General features: G+C 61.1%; 16 protein-coding genes. 8 read left to right on the top strand and 8 right to left on the bottom strand.

Annotation, left to right across the window (positions count from 1 at the left end; genetic code table 11):
- Positions 1-7: 7 nt before the first annotated feature.
- The gene (locus tag M5B43_RS26020; protein ID WP_016974596.1) at positions 8-268 is read right to left on the bottom strand and encodes a YebG family protein; all 261 of its coding nucleotides are present in this window, start codon (positions 266-268) and stop codon (positions 8-10) included.
- 249 nt (positions 269-517) lie between these two features.
- Here M5B43_RS26020 and M5B43_RS26015 point away from each other — a divergent pair, with 249 nt between their 5' ends.
- On the top strand, positions 518-1,006 hold the full coding sequence (locus tag M5B43_RS26015; protein ID WP_248752754.1) for a phosphate-starvation-inducible PsiE family protein: 489 nt from the start codon (positions 518-520) through the stop codon (positions 1,004-1,006).
- Here the strand turns inward: M5B43_RS26015 and M5B43_RS26010 are convergent.
- The 3 genes from M5B43_RS26010 to M5B43_RS26000 form a co-directional block, all read right to left on the bottom strand.
- Positions 1,003-1,320 (bottom strand): DUF3509 domain-containing protein, encoded by a 318-nt coding sequence (locus tag M5B43_RS26010; RefSeq protein ID WP_248752753.1) that lies wholly within the window; start codon positions 1,318-1,320, stop codon positions 1,003-1,005. The two genes, M5B43_RS26015 and M5B43_RS26010, sit on opposite strands and share 4 nt — an antisense overlap.
- A gap of 372 nt (positions 1,321-1,692) precedes the next feature.
- Positions 1,693-2,988 (bottom strand): serine/threonine transporter, encoded by a 1,296-nt coding sequence (locus M5B43_RS26005; protein ID WP_248752752.1) that lies wholly within the window; start codon positions 2,986-2,988, stop codon positions 1,693-1,695.
- A 62-nt stretch (positions 2,989-3,050) separates the two neighbouring features.
- A complete protein-coding gene (locus M5B43_RS26000; protein WP_248752751.1) occupies positions 3,051-4,427 on the bottom strand; it encodes an L-serine ammonia-lyase in 1,377 nt (458 codons plus the stop codon).
- A gap of 137 nt (positions 4,428-4,564) precedes the next feature.
- Here M5B43_RS26000 and M5B43_RS25995 point away from each other — a divergent pair, with 137 nt between their 5' ends.
- Together M5B43_RS25995 and M5B43_RS25990 are read left to right on the top strand one after the other, a co-directional pair.
- Positions 4,565-5,512, top strand: coding sequence for a LysR substrate-binding domain-containing protein (locus tag M5B43_RS25995; protein WP_248752750.1), 948 nt, complete (start codon positions 4,565-4,567; stop codon positions 5,510-5,512).
- 212 nt (positions 5,513-5,724) lie between these two features.
- Positions 5,725-6,135 (top strand): HPF/RaiA family ribosome-associated protein, encoded by a 411-nt coding sequence (locus tag M5B43_RS25990; RefSeq protein ID WP_248752749.1) that lies wholly within the window; start codon positions 5,725-5,727, stop codon positions 6,133-6,135.
- 57 nt (positions 6,136-6,192) lie between these two features.
- Here the strand turns inward: M5B43_RS25990 and M5B43_RS25985 are convergent, their stop codons facing one another.
- A complete protein-coding gene (locus M5B43_RS25985; RefSeq protein ID WP_248752748.1) occupies positions 6,193-7,701 on the bottom strand; it encodes an MFS transporter in 1,509 nt (502 codons plus the stop codon).
- 106 nt (positions 7,702-7,807) lie between these two features.
- On the opposite strand from M5B43_RS25985, the gene M5B43_RS25980 reads away from it, so the two are divergent.
- Complete coding sequence (locus M5B43_RS25980) at positions 7,808-8,680, top strand: LysR family transcriptional regulator (RefSeq protein WP_248752747.1); 873 nt, start codon at positions 7,808-7,810, stop codon at positions 8,678-8,680.
- A gap of 272 nt (positions 8,681-8,952) precedes the next feature.
- On the opposite strand, the gene fecA is transcribed toward M5B43_RS25980, so the two are convergent.
- The 3 genes from fecA to M5B43_RS25965 all read right to left on the bottom strand — a co-directional run bounded on the left by fecA (position 8,953) and on the right by M5B43_RS25965 (position 12,804).
- The gene (gene fecA / locus M5B43_RS25975; RefSeq protein ID WP_248752746.1) at positions 8,953-11,289 is read right to left on the bottom strand and encodes a TonB-dependent Fe(3+) dicitrate receptor FecA; all 2,337 of its coding nucleotides are present in this window, start codon (positions 11,287-11,289) and stop codon (positions 8,953-8,955) included.
- A gap of 88 nt (positions 11,290-11,377) precedes the next feature.
- A complete protein-coding gene (locus M5B43_RS25970; RefSeq protein ID WP_248752745.1) occupies positions 11,378-12,319 on the bottom strand; it encodes a FecR family protein in 942 nt (313 codons plus the stop codon).
- Positions 12,316-12,804 carry a sigma-70 family RNA polymerase sigma factor gene (locus M5B43_RS25965; protein WP_248752744.1) on the bottom strand — a complete coding sequence of 163 codons (489 nt, stop codon included), beginning with the start codon at positions 12,802-12,804 and terminating at the stop codon, positions 12,316-12,318. Before M5B43_RS25965 ends, M5B43_RS25970 begins: the two co-directional genes overlap by 4 nt.
- Before the next feature lie 253 nt (positions 12,805-13,057).
- Between M5B43_RS25965 and M5B43_RS25960 the strand changes: the two genes are divergently transcribed.
- The 4 genes from M5B43_RS25960 (at position 13,058) to M5B43_RS25945 (ending at position 17,433) form a co-directional block, all read left to right on the top strand.
- Positions 13,058-13,372, top strand: a complete 315-nt coding sequence (locus M5B43_RS25960) for a DUF3325 domain-containing protein (RefSeq protein ID WP_248752765.1) — start codon at positions 13,058-13,060, stop codon at positions 13,370-13,372.
- Between the two features lie 7 nt (positions 13,373-13,379).
- Positions 13,380-13,958, top strand: coding sequence for an RNA polymerase sigma factor (locus M5B43_RS25955; RefSeq protein WP_248752743.1), 579 nt, complete (start codon positions 13,380-13,382; stop codon positions 13,956-13,958).
- Positions 13,955-14,932 carry a FecR family protein gene (locus M5B43_RS25950; protein WP_248752742.1) on the top strand — a complete coding sequence of 326 codons (978 nt, stop codon included), beginning with the start codon at positions 13,955-13,957 and terminating at the stop codon, positions 14,930-14,932. The genes M5B43_RS25955 and M5B43_RS25950 overlap by 4 nt, the downstream gene beginning before the upstream one ends.
- Positions 14,933-15,192: 260 nt before the next feature.
- Positions 15,193-17,433, top strand: coding sequence for a TonB-dependent receptor (locus M5B43_RS25945; RefSeq protein ID WP_248752741.1), 2,241 nt, complete (start codon positions 15,193-15,195; stop codon positions 17,431-17,433).
- Positions 17,434-17,671 lie beyond the last annotated feature (238 nt).

Here is a 17,671-nt window from a genome sequence, read left to right as displayed (position 1 = left end):
CGGGCTTTTACTCGGCCGTCGGGTTCAGCAACTCGGACAGCGCGTCCGGTTGGCTCTTGAACGCCTTGGCAAATACATCGCGGTTCTTCGCCATGTAGATCCCGGCTTCCTCCACCTGCTGCTCGCTCAGGGACGGTACGGCTTTTTGCAACACTTCTGCCAGCAACTCAGCGAGTTCAAGCATCTTGTCATGACGGTCAGCTTCGGCTTTATCCATGAACAAACGCTCCAGATCTCGGCTGCTGCGGTATACCACTTCGACGGCCATTCACCACCTCACATGCCTTCACGATAGTTGTCTTTTGCGACTACTGTATTTATATACAGCTAAAAGGATAAGCCAAACGGGTGGGTTTGGGTAGCCGCTTTTTACTGTAGTTGGGAAATAGGGGAGCTGGAGTGCCTAATGCCACGCCGCCACCATCTTATACCGGCTGCTGGCCTTTTTTCTGCATGCAGAACAACGGTCACGTCCACCCCGCATTATCCGGTCGAGCCGACCTAAGGAAGCATCATCGTGAAAATCAATTGGGCCGAAAAGCTGCGTCAGAACGTCCACGGGCTGGCCGAGTCCCTGGGCAATCTGTTTGTCGAGACGTTCCATTACCTGGCGCTGTTCGCCATTGGCGCGGTGACCGCTTGGGCGGCGGTGATGGAGTTTCTGGGGATGCTGGAGGCCGGGCACATCAAGATCGATGACATCTTGCTGCTGTTCATCTACCTGGAATTGGGCGCGATGGTCGGGATTTACTTCAAGACCAACCACATGCCGGTGCGCTTCCTGATCTATGTGGCGATCACCGCGCTGACGCGCCTGCTGATCTCCAACGTGTCGCACCACAACCCGCCTGATATCGGCATCATCTACTTGTGCGGTGGGATTCTGCTGTTGGCGTTCTCGATTCTGGTGGTGCGCTATGCGTCGTCGGCGTTCCCGTCGGTGAAGGTCGAAGGCCCGCGCCGCAAGGGCGAGGCGAGCCAGGAAACCGAGAAGGGTGAGCTTTAAAGTCCGACGTTGAAGGGCCGGGTGCGCACGGGCGGGCGCTGCAGGAGCTTGTGACTGTCGCCGTCTGTCATCACCGCCAGGATCTCTATGGCGCTGTGGCCCTGCTCGATGGCAATGCCGAACTGAATGCTTTGTACCAGGCGTTTGAGCCGCTGCGGATCGTTGCGCTGTTCGGCGCTGATCATGCGTTTGGCCACCACACCGGTCTCATCCGAGAGGGTCAGCATGATGCTGCCGTCGAGCCGTTGGATGCTCAGGTTGACGCGGTATTTGGGGGTGAAGGTGTCGGTGATGATCTGAAAAGGATTGTCCATGGTGCGTTACCGCCTGATAAGAACATGCAGTGATTGACGGCCGGTGTCGGGATTAGTTCGCATTGCCTGACCACCGGCCACTCCGTCGCTGAGGTTTCACAAAGTCCGTTTGCCTCATGGGCTGTACAGCAAGGGGCGTGCCGTGCGGGGCTCTACCAGGCAGATGTATGCCAATGTGGGAGGGGGCTTGCCCCCGATGGCAGTCTTTCAGCCGAGTATTTATTGGCTGATACACCGCTATCGGGGCATAGGTATCTACACAACTCGGAGGGCAGCGCTCGCCACAGGGAAAGTTGTGTAGATACCTATGGCTATCGGGGTGTAGCCCCTCCCACAATTATTTTGGCTTGTGCTTGAAGACGGTGACCCGTTTCAGGGCAGCACGGAAAAAACGATCGCAGACAGCGCAATCAGCCCGATCACCACCACAAACACATTCGACAGCTGGCCCGAATACTGGCGCAGAGCGGGCACGCGGCGGATCGCGTACATCGGCATCAGGAACAGCAGGCAGGCAATGATCGGCCCGCCCAGGGTCTCGATTATGCCCAGGATGCTTGGGTTGAAGGTGGCCACGGCCCAGCAGGCCAGCACCATGAACAGTGCGGTGCAGCGCTCCAGCGCTTTGGACGACATCGAGCGGTTACGCCCACGCAGGGATTTGACGATCAAGCCCTGGAAGCCTTCGCTGGCGCCGATGTAGTGGCCGAGGAACGATTTGGTAATGGCCACCAGTGCGATCAACGGCGCAGCGTAAGCGATCACTGGCGTCTGGAAGTGGTTGGCCAGGTACGACAGAATCGAAATGTTCTGCGCCTTGGCCGCCGCCAGGTCAGCCGGCGACAGGGCCAGCACGCAGCTGAAACAGAAGAACATCACCGTCAGCACCATCATGCCGTGGGCGGTGGCGAGGATGCCGCTGCTTTTGCGTTCAGCCTGGGCGCCATACACGCGTTTCTGATCAACGGCGAACGCGGAGATGATCGGCGAATGGTTGAACGAGAACACCATCACCGGGATCGCCAGCCACAAGGTCTTGAGGAACAGCGGCAGCGGCATGCCTTCGCTGGCGGAGGCGAAGAACGCGCCGTTCCAGTTGGGAATAAGGCTCACGGCCAGCAGCAACAGGGCGGCCACGAACGGGTACACCAACACGCTCATGGCCTTGACGATCACGCCTTGGCCGCAGCGCACAATGGCCATCAGGCCGAGAATCAGCACCAGCGAGAGGATCGCCCGGGGCGGCGGGGCCATGTGCAGTTGGTGTTCCATGAAGCTGCTCAGGGTATTGGTCAGCGCCACGCTGTACACCAGCAGGATCGGGAAGATGGCGAAGAAATACAGCAGGGTGATCAGTTTGCCCGCGCCGACACCAAAGTGCTCTTCGACGACCTCGGTGATGTCGCCGGATTTGCCCGACAGCACAAAGCGCGTCAGCCCACGATGAGCGAAGAACGTCATGGGGAAGGCCAGCAGCGCCAGCACGATCAGCGGCCAGAAGCCGCCGACGCCGGCGTTGATCGGCAGGAACAAGGTGCCTGCCCCGATGGCGGTGCCGTAGAGGCCCAGCATCCAGGTGGTGTCGTGTTTGTTCCAGCCTTTTGTAACAGTGCTTGAAGTCAGGTCTACAGCGGGATTTTCGGCAGCAGGTGTACGTACATCGGTCATCGGTATTGCCTCGTTATTATTTTTGCGCGGGCTCACGTATGGGGCGGGTAGCAGTGCTCCGATCAGCACTCCACCCAGCTGACCGCCAGGCCGCCCCGTGAAGTTTCTTTGTATTTGTCATGCATGTCGGCGCCGGTATCGCGCATGGTGCGGATTACCCGGTCGAGGGAAATGAAGTGTTTGCCGTCACCGCGCAGGGCCATTTGCGTGGCGTTGATTGCCTTGACGGCGGCGATGGCGTTGCGCTCGATGCACGGCACTTGCACCAGGCCACCGACCGGGTCGCAGGTCAGGCCGAGGTTGTGTTCCAGGCCGATTTCGGCGGCGTTTTCCAATTGCTCGGGGGTGGCGCCGAGGATGTCGGCGAGCCCTGCGGCAGCCATTGCACAGGCGGAACCCACTTCGCCCTGGCAGCCGACTTCAGCGCCGGAGATCGAGGCGTTTTTCTTGCAGAGGATGCCGACGGCGGCGGCCGCCAGGAAGAAGTTGACCACGTCGTCATCAGACGCGTCGGCGTTGAATTTCATGTAGTAATGCAGCACCGCCGGGATGATCCCCGCCGCGCCATTGGTGGGCGCGGTGACCATGCGTCCGCCGGCGGCGTTTTCTTCGTTGACGGCGAGGGCGAACAGGTTGACCCATTCCATGGCCGACAAGGTCGAGGTGATGACGTTGGGTTTGCCGATTTCCAGCAGGCTACGGTGCAGTTTCGCCGCGCGGCGAGGTACATCCAGGCCACCGGGCAGGATGCCTTCATCGCGCAGGCCCTGCTCCACGCATTCGCGCATGACCGACCAGATATGCAGCAGGCCGCTGCGAATCTCTTCATCGCTGCGCCACGCACGTTCGTTGGTCATCATCAGTTCCGAAACCCGCAGGCCGTGCTTGTTGCACAAGGCCAGCAGTTCCACCGCGCTGGAAAAGTCATAGGGCAATTCAATATCGCTGGCCGGCGCGATACCCGAGGCGGCTTCGGCGGCTTCGATGATGAAACCACCGCCGACCGAGTAATAGGTTTGCTCGCTCAACAGGCCGTTTTCGCCGTAGGCGTGCAGGGACATGGCGTTGGGATGGTAGGGCAGGCTTTCGTCCAGCAGCAGGAGGTCGGTGTGCCAGTTGAAGGCAATGTCCTGTTGGCCTGCCAGTAATAGCCGGCCGGACTCGTGCAATTGCTGGATGCGCGCGTCGATCGAGGTCGGGTCGACCCGGTCGGGCCATTCGCCCATCAGGCCCATCACACAGGCGCGGTCGGTGGCGTGGCCGACGCCGGTGGCCGACAGCGAGCCGTACAGGCGCACTTCGACGCGGCGTGTGTCACTCAGCAGCTGTTGGTCCGCCAGGGCTTGGGCAAAGGTTGCCGCTGCCCGCATAGGCCCAACGGTATGGGAGCTGGACGGGCCGATGCCCACCTTGAATAGATCGAAAACACTGATAGCCATGCTAAAGCCTTACAAGCAATGGAGTAGGAATCGCTGCCATTTTTTGTAGGACGAGCGCAATTGGCGCGATACTGATCCTCTAGATCGGCACTGACCAACGAATTATCCTAAGACACCCTTTAGCAGGACTAAACCCTATGACCCGCCCCCTCCATGGCCAGACATACGTCTGGCTGCACGTTTTCTCCTGTGCTGCGCGGCATCTGTCGTTCACCCGCTGCGCCGAAGAACTGCACATCACACCGGGAGCGGTCAGCCAGCAGATTCGCCAGCTGGAGGAGCGCCTGGGCTTTCGGCTGTTTCATCGGCGCGCACGCGGTGTGGAGCTGAGTGCAGAGGGGCAGCGTCTGGCAGCCACGGTGGGGGAGGCTTACGGCAGCATCGACGCCGAATTGCAGCGATTGGACGCAGGGATGATCAGCGGTACGTTGCGCCTGCGTTCGATCCCGTCGTTTCTGGGTAAATGGCTGACTCCGCGCCTACCGCGTTTGCAGCAGCGTTTCCCCGATATTCAACTGCGCATGGTCGCCGAAGACAGCAGTGTTGCCCTGCACGAGGGCGATTTTGACCTGGCCATCGACCTTAACGACGGCAGCTACCCTGGCCTGTTATCCACAGCCCTGCTCGACGAGCAGATATTCCCGGTGTGCGCCCCCAGCCTGTTGCGCGGCCGCCCACCGTTGCATGGTCCGGCCGACCTTGCGCACTTCCCGTTGCTGCACGACATCACTGCCTGGCGTGGGAGTTATGAATACGCCGAGTGGGAGTTCTACCTGAATGCCATCGGCTTCCACGACGCCGACGTACGGCGCGGGCACACCTTCAACCGCAACCACCTGACCATCGAAGCGGCCATCGCCGGCATGGGCGTGGCCATTGCGCGGCGTACCTTGCTTAATGATGAGTTGGAGCGTGGCACCTTGATCGTGCCGTTCGGTATGGCCGTGCCTAACCACAAACGCTATGTGCTGCTGTACGCGCCGGGTGCGCTGAGCCACCCGGGCGTGCGGGCGGTGCATGACTGGCTGGTGGAGGAGGCGGGTATTTTTCGCGGCTTGCACCCCTTGGGAGAGGGGCAATTATGAGGATCGCGGGGCGTAAGAAGATGTAACTAACTCCCCACCCTAACAGCGTTTTTGCTTGTAGTCAGACTTAATTTGTAATGTTGGATTTATCTTTGCAAAGGGGTTGAATTGTTCTTCTGACTGCTCAATTGTGTAATCAGGAGGTCATGGTTTCACCACACCGGTGTTGCAGTTGTGACCTCTCGCGAGCTAGCTGAAATAAGGGAAGAACTATGCAAATCCAAGTCAATAGCGATAACCATATTGAAAGCAGCATCCGACTGGAGGAGTGGGTACGTACGACCATTGAGAGCACGCTCGAACGTTATGAAGAAGACCTGACCCGAGTGGAGGTCTACCTGCGGGATGAGAACGGCGACAAGCCCGGTCCCCACGATTTAAGTTGCCGTCTGGAAGCACGGCCAAAGGGCCATCAACCGGTCTCCGTTTGCCATAAAGCCGATACGCTGGAACAGGCGATCGATGGTGCCGCCACCAAGCTGGATCATGCGTTGGAGCACTTGTTCGGCAAACTGCAAGGCAAGCCCCGCGCTGCCGGGAAAAATGCGCCGGCCAACAAAGTCAATGATGACGCGCTTGAAGAGGAATTCCTGGAAAACGAAAACGCTGCACTTAACAGCTGACAGTTTTTTCACCCCCCCCCGCTAAAAACGGGCCTGCCCATGCAGGCCCGTTTTCGTTTACTGGCCGCGTCGGAAGAAATACCGGCTCAACAATGCCAGCCCGCAAGCACCCAACCCCGCAAAGAGCATGGCCCAACCCGCGCCATGACGCAGCGCCGCCTGGGCTTGCAGGGTTGGCAGCCCCAGCATGTTCAACTTGCCCGCCGCAATGTTCTGACTGATGGCCGGCCAATCCATGGCCGTGGATTCGGGCAATAGGGTGGCCAGTTGATGGCCTATCCCCAGTAAAAGCACCACACCCATCAGTGCAATGTTGACGGCCAGGGTGATCAGCCGCGCACTCAGATCGATGCCCGAGGCCATGCCTGCGCGGTCGGCCGATACGGAACCGGTGGTGTTGGTGGTGGGCGAGTTGGTCAGCGCCAGGCCCACGCCGGCCATCGTGCAACTGAGCAGCACCAGCACAATGCTCGGATGTTCAGCTCCGTTGGCCGCCGCCATGGCGATGAACCCCGTGCCCATCAACGCCAGGCCCACGGGGATGATGCGTTCGGCGCCGTAGCGCAGGGCTAGGCGTTCGGCCAGCGGCGGAACCAACAAGGTGGGTAACGTGTAGGCGAGCAGGGCTGCGCCGGTGGTCAGCGTGTCGTACCCCAGGCCCGCCTGGAAGTAGAGCGGCAGGTAGATCATGAACGGCCAGAAGCTGAAGTTCATGCCGATCGAGCCCATCAGGGCGCCGTTGAAGCGTTGGATACGAAACACCGAGAAATCAAACATCGGGTGGGCGCTGCGCCGCTCGATCAAGATGAACAGCAGCATTGCGGCCAACGACGCGCCCGCCCAACCGAGCATGGCGGGTGTGCCGAAGCCGTGCTCGCTGCCTTGGGTGATGAAGTAGACCAGCGCGAACACCGACAGCGTCAGGGTAAGCATGCCGGCGATGTCGAGGCGATGGGCGTTGGGGTCACGCGACTCCTGCACGCTGATGCGCAGCAGTACCAGGGTGAATAGGGTAAGCGGTACGTGCACCAGGAACACCCAGCGCCAGTCCGCCACCGCCAGGATCAACGCTCCGACCATCGGCCCGAAGCCCAGGCCCACACCCGCGATCACACCCCATATGGCGAACGCCCGCGCCCGCGCCGCCGGTTCGCGGAACAGGTGGGAAAGAATCGCGAACTGGCAGATCATCATCGCCCCGGCGCCGAGGCCTTGGACAAAACGCGCCACGATCAGCGTGGATGCACTGGTGGCCAGCCCACACGCCAGCGAGGCCAGGCCAAACACCCACAGGCACAACACCAGCATGCGCCGCCGACCGAAGCGATCCGCCAGCGTGCCCGCCGCCATCAACACGCTGGTACAGGCCAGGGTGTAGGCGTTCATGATCCATTGGGCATCCTGGAAACCTGTGCCCAGTTGCTGCTCCAACGTCGGCAGGATGACCGGCACGCTGGAGATTTCCAGGCCGAACATCAGGGCGACAAGGCACACGGCGGTGAGTGCGAGGCCCTCTCTGGCGGTTCGCGGGTGACTGACGGCCGATACAGCGGCAGCGGACGGCATGGGATATTCCTTTGAATAGGGTGGGGGTACGATTCTCGCGGGAATACGGTTCGTTATTCGTGATAAGTTTTCCTTCGATATGGGAATAAAGAGCGACAATCTGATCATGGCCACCCCACGTTTTGATGGCGTTGAACTCTTTCTGCAAATCGTTGAGAGCGGCAACCTGACCGAAGCCGCCGAACGGCTGAACCTGACGCGTTCTGCGGTGGGCAAGGGCCTGGCACGCCTGGAGGCACGCTTGGGCACTTGCCTGTTGCAGCGTTCCACCCGGCGCCAGCGACTGACCGAGGACGGGCAGGCGTACTACGAACATTGTTTGCGCGCGTTGGCGGAGCTCGAAGCCGCCGAATCGGTGCTCGAAAGCGGCCGGCAACAGCCCCGCGGACGTTTGAAGGCCAGTTTGCCGTTGGCGTTCGGTCACCATTATGCGGCGCCCGCTTTGTGGGGGTTGCTGGACCATTACCCACAATTGGAGATCGAGATTTCGTTCTCTGACCGGCTGACGGACCTGGCGCAGGAAGGCTTCGACCTGGCGGTGCGCATCGGTCAATTGCCGGATACAGACCGCCTGAGCGCACGCCGGCTGGGCGAACAGTCTGTGGGCCTGGCTGCTTCACCGGCGTACTTGCAACGTGTCGGTCCGATTGACTGTATCGATGACCTCGTCGCTCACCGGGGCATTGCCTACCGTTGCGCGACCTCGCATCGCAGCGGTGTGACCTCGCCTTTGCTGCTGGACGACCTCCAGGCTGTGGCCGATGCCGCTATTGCGGGCGTGGGCCTGGCCTGGCTGCCCAGTTGGTTGATTGCGCACTATGTGCTGCGCGGGCAATTGGAAGCGGTACTCCCAAGCTACCGCGACCAGCCTGCGCCGATCCATGTGATCTGGCCTACGGCCGCACACATGCCCGCCAAGACACGTTGCGCCATCGATGCCTTGGTCGCGGCGACTCCCAGCTGCTTGGCGGGCAGCTAGGGCAGTGCGCTGGGCATCCAATGAAGCCCTAAAGCCAGTCGGTTAAGAAGAAACACTATCACTGTGGCGAGCGGGCTTGTCGAATCGTCGCACCGCCCGCGTTGGGGTGCGCAGCAGCCCCAAAAGCTATCTCTGCGGAGTATCGGGTACACCGCATTCGCCCTTCTTTGGGGGCGCTACGCGCCCCAACGCGGGACAAGCCCGCTCGCCACCGGTTACCGGTTGCTCGTTCTAGCGCTTAACTGACTGGCATTTGGATCTGCTCGGCTCTGTCAGAACGCAATGGAGGTCTGCACGTACAGCGTGCGCGGTTCGCCGACGTATTTGCCCTTGTTGTTGTCGTCGAACGAGCGGGTGTAGTACTGCTTGTTGAAGATGTTTTTCACCCCGACCGCCACGTTCAAGTCCGACAGCTGCGGGCCGAAGTCATACGCTGCGCGGCTGCTGAACAGCATATAGCCCGGGATGCGTCCGGTACTGCCGTCGGCACTTTCTGCCTGGGTGTTGGCGTTGTCGGCGAACTGGCTGCTCTGGTAGCTGCTGTCCAGGTTGAGCTTCCAGCGGCCTTCGGTATAACCCACGCCCAGGGTGCCCTTGTGCTTGGACGAGAAGGGCACGCGGTTGCCTTTGTTCGGTCCGTCTTCGCGGATGGTGGCATCGACGTAGGCGTAGGTGGCGTACACATCGAACCCTGCCAGTGCCGGGCTCAAACCGTCGAGGGCGTAGTTGATGCTCGACTCGATACCTTGGTGGCGAGTTTCACCGCGGGCGATCACGGTGTCGTTGGTCTGGTTGCTGTCGTACTGGTTGTCGAAGTTGATCAGGAACGCACCGACTTCCGCCCGCAGGTTGCCGTTGTCATAGCGTGTGCCGAGTTCCCAGGTGCGGGCTTTTTCCGGTTTTACTTCGCCGCTGGTCACGCGGTTGGGCATTTGGCTGTACTGCACGCTGCCGAACGAACCTTCGGTGTTGGCGTAGAGGTTCCAGTCTTCGGTGAGGTGGTAGAGCACGTTCAATGCCGGCAGCGCGGTGTTGTAGTCGCCCTTGTACTTGACGTTGGTCAGGTTGTTGGTTTGCTGCGACTCGATCATCTCGTAGCGTACGCCAGGCGTGATGGTCCACCGGCCGATATCAATGCGGTCATCGACGAAAAACGCATTGGCTTCGGTGGCGCCACGGGTATCGCGGTCGTTGCGGCTGTTGGTGTTGGGCAGTTGCTGGTTGGCGCTGATCGGTGTGCGGTAGCGCAGCTCGTGGCCCGCTTCGTTGATGTAGCGGTAGCCGATGCCCACTTCGTGGCTGGTGGGGCCAAGGTCAAAGCCTTGGGCGAAGCGGGTTTCCAGGCCACGCACCCAATACTCGCGCGGCGACAGCGAAAGGAAGCGGCCCTGGTCCAGGTAGCCATTGCGCAACGTGGTGGTGAAGAAAGTGTTGGCGGTGAATTCGCGGCGGTCTTGCTGGTAGCGATAACCGGCGTTGAACATCGTGCGGCGGCCCCAGAACTTGTCGTAGGGGCGGGTGGATTGGTACGGATCGGCCTTGTAGTCCTTGACGTTCAAGCCGCCGGGCATATCGGCCTGGCCTTCGTAGTACTGCGCCATGGCATTGAAACTGTTGGCTTCGTCCAGCTGGTATTTGCCCTTGAGGATCAGGTCGTCGATGTGTGTGTTGCTGTTTTCGCGCCAATCGCCACCCCGGGTGCCGGAGTACAGGATCGCACCGCCCAGGCCGTTGTCGGCGGTGCCGCCGGCCAGCAGGTTGCCGCTGGTCTTGAAGCCATCGTGGCTGGAGGACGGGCTGGTCTCGGTCTGCAAGCCGCCCTTGACGGTCGGTGCATCCGGGATGGCGCGGGTCACGAAGTTGACGATGCCACCGACGTTCTGCGGGCCGTAGCGCACCGCACCACCGCCGCGTACCACGTCGACCGCGTCCATATTGCCCATGCTGATCGGCGCAAAGGATAGCTGCGGTTGGCCATAGGGTGCGAAGGGCACCGGGATGCCATCCATCAGCACCGTGGAGCGCGAGGCCAGGCGCGGGTTGAGCCCGCGAATACCGAAGTTCAACGCCATGTCGTGGCTGCCGGTGCCGTTGTTTTCCGGGGCGTTGACGCCGGGGATGCGGTTGAGCACGTCGCGGGCCTGGGTGGCGCCTTGGCGTTCGAATGCTTCGCGGCGGATCACGTCACGGGCGCCGGGGTGTTCGAAGACGTTGGTTTGCGCCGCGTCGCCGAGCCAGTCGCCGACCACGTTGGAGGTTTGCAGTTCGAGCGTCGTGGGGTCGCCGGCCGGTTGCAGGGTGTAGGCGTTGTCGCCCTCGGCGCGGGCTTGCAGGCCGGTGCCTTCGAGCAGTTTTTGCAGCCCGTCGATGGCGCTGTAATTGCCCGACAAACCCCGGCTCTGTCTACCGGCGGTGACGTCGGAACCGAATGAGATCATCACTCCCGCGTCGCGCCCAAACGCATTCAGGGCCGCTTCCAGGGTCGTCGGGGCGATGTGATAAGGCTTGGTATCGGCCGCCATCACCTGGGGCAGCAGGGTAAAACTGAGGCTGGCGCCAAGCAGGAGCTGGCGCAGTGAGCGAGCAAGAAGCGTCGGTTGCTGGGGCATGAAGAGCGGTCCTGAGAAGGTAGGATCAAGGTGGCTTTCCTTCTCTGTCACGCGAGGGGTGGAAAACGGCTCACTTTATTTTTGAAAACTACGCGCGCGCCTGGACCGTCACCCAATAGCGAGTAAAACGCCGTACTTTGACGGGCAAGCTGACTTCCAGCAGGTCGAGAATGCGCTCGCTGTCGTCCAGTGGATAACTGCCGGACAGCAGCAGGTTGGCGACCTGCGGGTCACAATGGAGTTGGCCTCGGCGATAGCGGCCGAGTTCGGCGAGAAAATCGTCCAGGCGCATATGCGCGGCCACCAGCATGCCGTCGGCCCAGGCGCCGCTGTTGGCATCAGCAGGGCGCGGAGTGTCCCAGCCTTTGCGGGTGAAATTGACCTGGCGCGCGGTGTCGACGCTCAGCGGCAGGCCGCTGTAGCGGTTGGGCATCACCTCGACGTGACCCTCCAGCACCGCCAACTGGGTGTGGTCATTGAACTGGCGCACATTCAGTCGTGCTGCCTGGCTGCTGACCAGGCCCTGGCCGGTCAGCACTTGCAGTGGTGCAGGGCCGGCGCGGGCAAGCAGCAGGATTTCGCCTTCGAGCAAGCGGATCAACCGCTGCTGGCCATCAAAGTGCACATCCACCGCGCTGCCGGTGTTGAGTTGTAATTGGCTGCCATCGGCCAACTGCACCTTGCGCTGCTGGCCGACCGGGCTGCGGTAGTCGGCGGTCAGCGGCGGCAAGATCGTGTGCTGGCGCAGGCTCCAGGCGGTAGCCGAGCCGGCACCGAGGATCAACAGCAGCTTGAGGGCCTGACGCCGGCTGTTGGATTTCTGCGCATTCAACGCCGCGTGAGCCAGGGGTGAGGGCATGCCGCGCAAGCGCTGGTTGACCCGTTGGATGTGGTCCCACGCGCGCTGGTGTTCGCTGTGGGCGTCCAGCCACTGTTGCCAGGCCGCTTGCTGGCGTGGGTTGAGCGTGCCTTGCTGCATTTCCATCAGCCAATGCACGGCTTGCTCGGCGACTTGGGTGGAGAAGTTCATAGGGCGAAGTAGCAGCGCATGGCCGCTTTATTCAGGTGGCGTTTGACGGTGGCGATGGAGATGCCCAGTTGTGCGCCGATTTGTGCGTAGGTCAGGCCGTCGAGCTGTGCCAGCAGGAAGGCGCGCTTGACCTGAGCCGGCAGGCCGTCGAGCAGTTGGTCCAACTCCGCCAGGGTTTGCAGGATGATGGCGCGGTCTTCTTCCGAGGGCACCACGTGTTCGGGCAGTTGCGCCAAGGCGTCGAGGTAGGCGCGCTCAAGGTCCTGGCGCCGGTAAAAGTTGCACAGCACGCGCTTGGCGATCGTGGTGAGGAAGGCGCGAGGTTCGATCAGTGTCGAGGTTTCCCGTGTGGTGAGCACGCGGATGAACGTGTCTTGCGCCAGGTCGGCCGCGCTTTGCGGGCAGCCGAGCTTGCGTCGCAACCAGCCGGTGAGCCAGTGGTGATGGTCGTGGTACAGGGCTTCGACGGTGTTGGACGGTTGCAACGCGGTCACTCCAAAAGCATCGGGTACTTTAGAGAACAAGAATTGTTCGCATTGTAGGGCGCATGGCAGGCTTCGGCAATCCATCGGCGCAGGTGACTCATCCGTTCTCTTTTGCTTATGAGAATATTTATCATTAATATTGCGCGCTGATGAACCTGGCGCCTCCCGCATGAAAAGCAAACCCTCCTTGCCCGTCTCCTACCGTCTCGCCGTGACGTCGCGCGTGTTGGCTGCTGTGGTGGGCGGTTACTTGATGGCATCCCTGGCCAGCATCTGCCTGGCGTTGTGCCTGGCCACCGACCGTCATCATGGCGAATTACTGCACGGCAAACCCTCGTCTGCCCGACGTTTGGGGTTGCGCGTGGCAGGTTGGCTGCTGCTGATGCTGTCGACCTGGCCGACAGTTGCCGTCCGGGGATGGGGCCAGGGCTTGGTGGAGTGGTGTGCGGTGTTGATGCTCAGCGCGTTGCTGCTGGTGCTGCTGTTGCCGTATCGGCCAAGGCTGGCTTTATTCCTGGCGGGCGCCGGCCTGCTGGCCAGTCCAGTTGCGGCTTTCACCCTATTTTGAGCCTCCCATGATGATCAGCACGCCTCCCGACCCCCAGGACAGCCTGCATCCCGATGTAGCCGGTGGACGTGCGCATTTCCTGCAGGTGTTTTTGTCCCAGCGCCCGCAGATGGAGGCGCTGGTCAGCCGCCGTGTCGGTTGCCGCGCCACGGCGGCGGACCTGGTACAAGACCTGTTCCTGCGTTTCTGGCGCCGACCGTTGGTGCAGGTCGAAGAACTCAGCACCTACCTGTTGCGTTGCGCCGGCAATATCGCCATCGACCATCTGCGCAGTGAAGGCGCGCGAGTACGCAGCAGCGAAGCCTGGTGGCCAGAGCAGCAGGATAACCACAGCTGCGAACCCCAGGCGGCGCTGGAGGCGGGCAATGACTTGCGTTACGTCGAAGCGGCCTTGCGCAGTCTGCCCGAGCGCACGCGGCAGATTTTCCTGCTCAACCGTATCCACGGCCGTACCTACACGGAAATCGCCAAGGCCATGGGCCTGTCCCAAAGTGCCGTGGAAAAACATATGATGCGTGCCCTCGAAGCCTGCAAAGCCAGCCTTCGTGAACCTTCGCCTCCACGCACGCCAGGGAAAGCATCGTGAACGTCACCCCCTCGCCCGCCCAGGAGCAAGCCGCTCTCGCCTGGCTGAGCTTGCTGCACGACCAGCCCAGCAGTGGCGACCAGGCCACGTTCAGCCGCTGGTTGCGGGCCGACCCTGCCCATGTCGCGGCGTACTCCCAAGCCCAGGTGCTGTGGGAATTGAGCGAAGTGCCGGCGCGCAAACTCGCAGGCGAAGACGCGTTGGCGTTACAGGGCTACCTCAATCGGATGGCCACCCCGCAGCGTTCGCGTGGGGCGCGCAGGCTCACCGCGTTGGCCATCGCCGCGTGCTTGCTGTTGATGGTGTCCATGGGGGCCGGTTGGCAGCCGTCGCGCTGGGTCGATGACTTCGGCGCGGATTACGTGACGGCACCGGGGGAAGTGAAGACCGTGACCCTGGCCGATCAATCCCAAGTCACCCTCGACGCTGACAGCGCGATTGCGGTGGATTTCAGTCACGGTGAACGGCATATCCAACTGCGTCGCGGCGCGGGTTTTTTCAGCGTGACTCACACCGGCCAGTCCTTTGTAGTAGAGGCGGGCAGCGGTGAAGCGCGGGTGTTGGGCACGCAGTTCGAAGTGCGCCTGCAACCGGCCGGGGCGCAGGTAATCGTGTTGTCTGGCCGGGTGGGCGTGACCCCCTCGAAACAAGGCCGGCAGCAGGTTCTGACGGCGGGCCAGCAAGTGGCCTATGCCGATGGAGTTGCCGACGCCATGCACGCGGTCGACAGCGAATCACGCCTGGCCTGGCGTGACGGTTGGCTCAATTACTACAAGGCGCCGTTGGCCGATGTGGTCAAGGACCTGGAGCGCTATTACCCTGGCCGAATCCTTCTGCTCAATGCAGAGGTGGGCGCCCAGCGCGTCAGCGGCAGCTTTCCGAGCAAAGACCCGCAAGCAGTGCTGAACGCCTTGCAAGCGGTGCTGGGCTTCGAGCAGCACAGCCTGTTGGGGCGGATGATTGTGTTGCGCTAGGTACATATTCCGCCGTTCGCTTGCCTTATTTTTGCCCTTCCACTCCCTATCAGGTCTCTGCAGGCCACGCGCTGTGGCGTCTGTAGATCTTTCACCGAACCTTCATCGCAATCACCAAAACCTGTCACCAAACGGTTACACGTGGCGTGGATCATCCCCGGGTTCCTGAGCGAGTGGTCAGGAAGACAAGCGTCGTCTGTCAGATCAGCCCCGGCGCAACTGCCCCATACAACAGATCAATGTAAGTAAGGGATCTACCCGTGAACTACAACAATCTTTATGCCCTGCTTTTGGCATCGGGCCTGGGTGGCTTTGCGCCGCTGGTTATGGCGGACGACGCACAGGATGTAGGTTCGGTGAACATCGCCGGCAAGCAGACCCTGGGCAACGGTCACATGATTCGCGAAGAAAGTGCCAAGGCGCGGTCCACGGTGACCAAGGAAGCCATGGACCAGATGTCGTCGACCGCCAACGCCATCGACAAACTCAAATACACGCCGGGCATCAACGTTTCCAGCGATGACGCCAGCGGCACCAGCGGCACCAACTTCACCATGCGTGGCATGAATTCCGACCAGATCGGGGTTTCCGTGGACGGCGTGCCGATCAACGACTCGGGTAACTACAGCGTTTACTCCAACCAGTTGGGCGACCCGGAAAACCTCGCGGAAGTGTTTGCGACCCAGGGCTCTTCGGAGGCTGACGGCCCGCACATCGGCTCCAGCGGTGGCAACATCGGCATGATCACCATTCGGCCGACCAAGGAGTCCGGGGTGTTCGCCAAACAGATCGTCGGCGCCAATGCCCTGCGCAAGACCTTCGTGCGGGTGAACACGGGTGATTTCGGTGGCCTCAAGACCTGGGTCTCGGCGTCGCATCTGGAAGGTGACAAGTGGCGCGGCAAGGGCACGATGCGCAGCGACAAAGTCGAGTGGAGCAGCCTGTTCGAAGACGGCAGTGGCAACTCGACCCTGGCCACGGTGAAGTACAACAATCAGGAAAACTACAACTACAACAGCCTGAGCAAGTCGCAGTTCGAGACCGAAGGGCGGCGCAAGGACTACTCGGAAGTCCCGGTGTACAAGTCGGGCTTGCTGTCTTCGTCCTACAAGCTCAACCGCAACCCGTTCGAAAGCGTCAACGCCACGCTCACCCAGCGCTGGCAGCTACAGGACAACCTGGCGCTGACGGTCACGCCGTATTACTACTGGGCCAACGGTGGCAGCTTCAGCGGCCAGACCGCCTCCAACCTGGGGCCCAAGTCCGATAAAGCCGGCAACTACGACCTGAGCAACCTGAAATCGGCCAACTACTACCGTCCTTCGTGGACCGAGACATGGCGCCCTGGCGTCACCGCCAAAATGAAGTGGGACATCAACGAAGAACACAGCCTGGACTACGGCTACTGGTACGAACGCGCTCGCCAGCGCCAGACCCAGCCGTTCATCGGGATCAACGGCGAAGGCGCACCCGATGATGTGTGGGGCGACTACAACAGCGGTGGGCAGGTGGTCGACAAGAACGGCGCGACCGTACAAGGGCGTCATTACTACACCGTCACCCCAGCGCAAAAGCTCTGGGTACAGGACAGCTGGCAAGCGACGCCGGATTTGAGTTTTGTCGGTGGCGTGGCCTACCAGTATGTCGAGCGTGACGGCAACAACCTGGGCAGCCTGTACGACACACCGGAAAAACGTAACACCCGTTACCACCAGTTCCTGCCGAACTTCAGCGCCAAGTACCAGGTGGACGAGAGCAACCAGGCGTTCTACAACGTCACCCGCAACATGCGCACGCCGCCGAACTACGTGCTGTACAACAAGGGCGACTCGGTCAGCCTCAAGCCCGAATTGAGCTGGAACCAGGAACTGGGCTGGCGCTACACCGAAGAAAACATGGCGTTGAGTGCGACCCTGTTCTACATCAGCTTCAAGGATCGCCAACTGTCGACCACCGACCTGAACGGAGATTACGCGGTGATCAACGTCGGCAAAGTCGACAACAAGGGCCTGGAGCTGGAATGGAGTGGCCTGCTGCCGCACCATTTCAACTACTACGCGTCCTACACCTATACCCAGTCCGAACAGAAAGACAACCTGCTCAGCAAGAACGTGTTGTTGCCCACCGCCGGCAAGCAACTGGCCAACGTGCCGGAAAACATGTTCAACCTGGTGTTCGGTTATGACGACGCGCGGTTCTACGGCAACGTGGCGGGCAAATACGTCGGCAGTTTCTATGGCGATTTGACCAACAACGAAAAAATCGATGGCCGTACGGTGTTTGACCTGAACGCCGGTATCTATTTGCCGGTAGACAAGAAGGTCATCAAGTCGGCGACCCTGCGCTTGTCGATGCTTAACGTGTTCGACAAGGAGTACTTGAGCTCGGCGCGTACCGTGTCGTTCAACTCGGCACCGGTCAACGGCCTGGCGCCAAGCACGGCGTTCTATAACGTGGGTGAAGAGCGTACGGCGATGGTGTCGCTGGAAGCCAACTTCTAAGGCCACCACACAAACGATATGGAAGGGGGCTTGTCGAATCGTCGCACCGCCCGCGTTGGGGTGCGCAGCAGCCCCAAAAGCTATCTGCGCGGAGTATCGGGTGCAGCGCATTCGTCCTTCTTTGGGGGCGCTACGCGCCCCAACGCGGGACAAGCCCGCTCGCCACAACAGCCGATTTGTCACAGGTTTTGCGTTCGACGGTGCCTATGGACATCAGGGGGCATAGGTCTCTACACAA

It is taken from the genome of Pseudomonas sp. MWU15-20650, assembly GCF_023242475.1.
Taxonomy (GTDB): domain Bacteria; phylum Pseudomonadota; class Gammaproteobacteria; order Pseudomonadales; family Pseudomonadaceae; genus Aquipseudomonas.
This window is presented reverse-complemented; position numbering and strand designations above follow the sequence as displayed.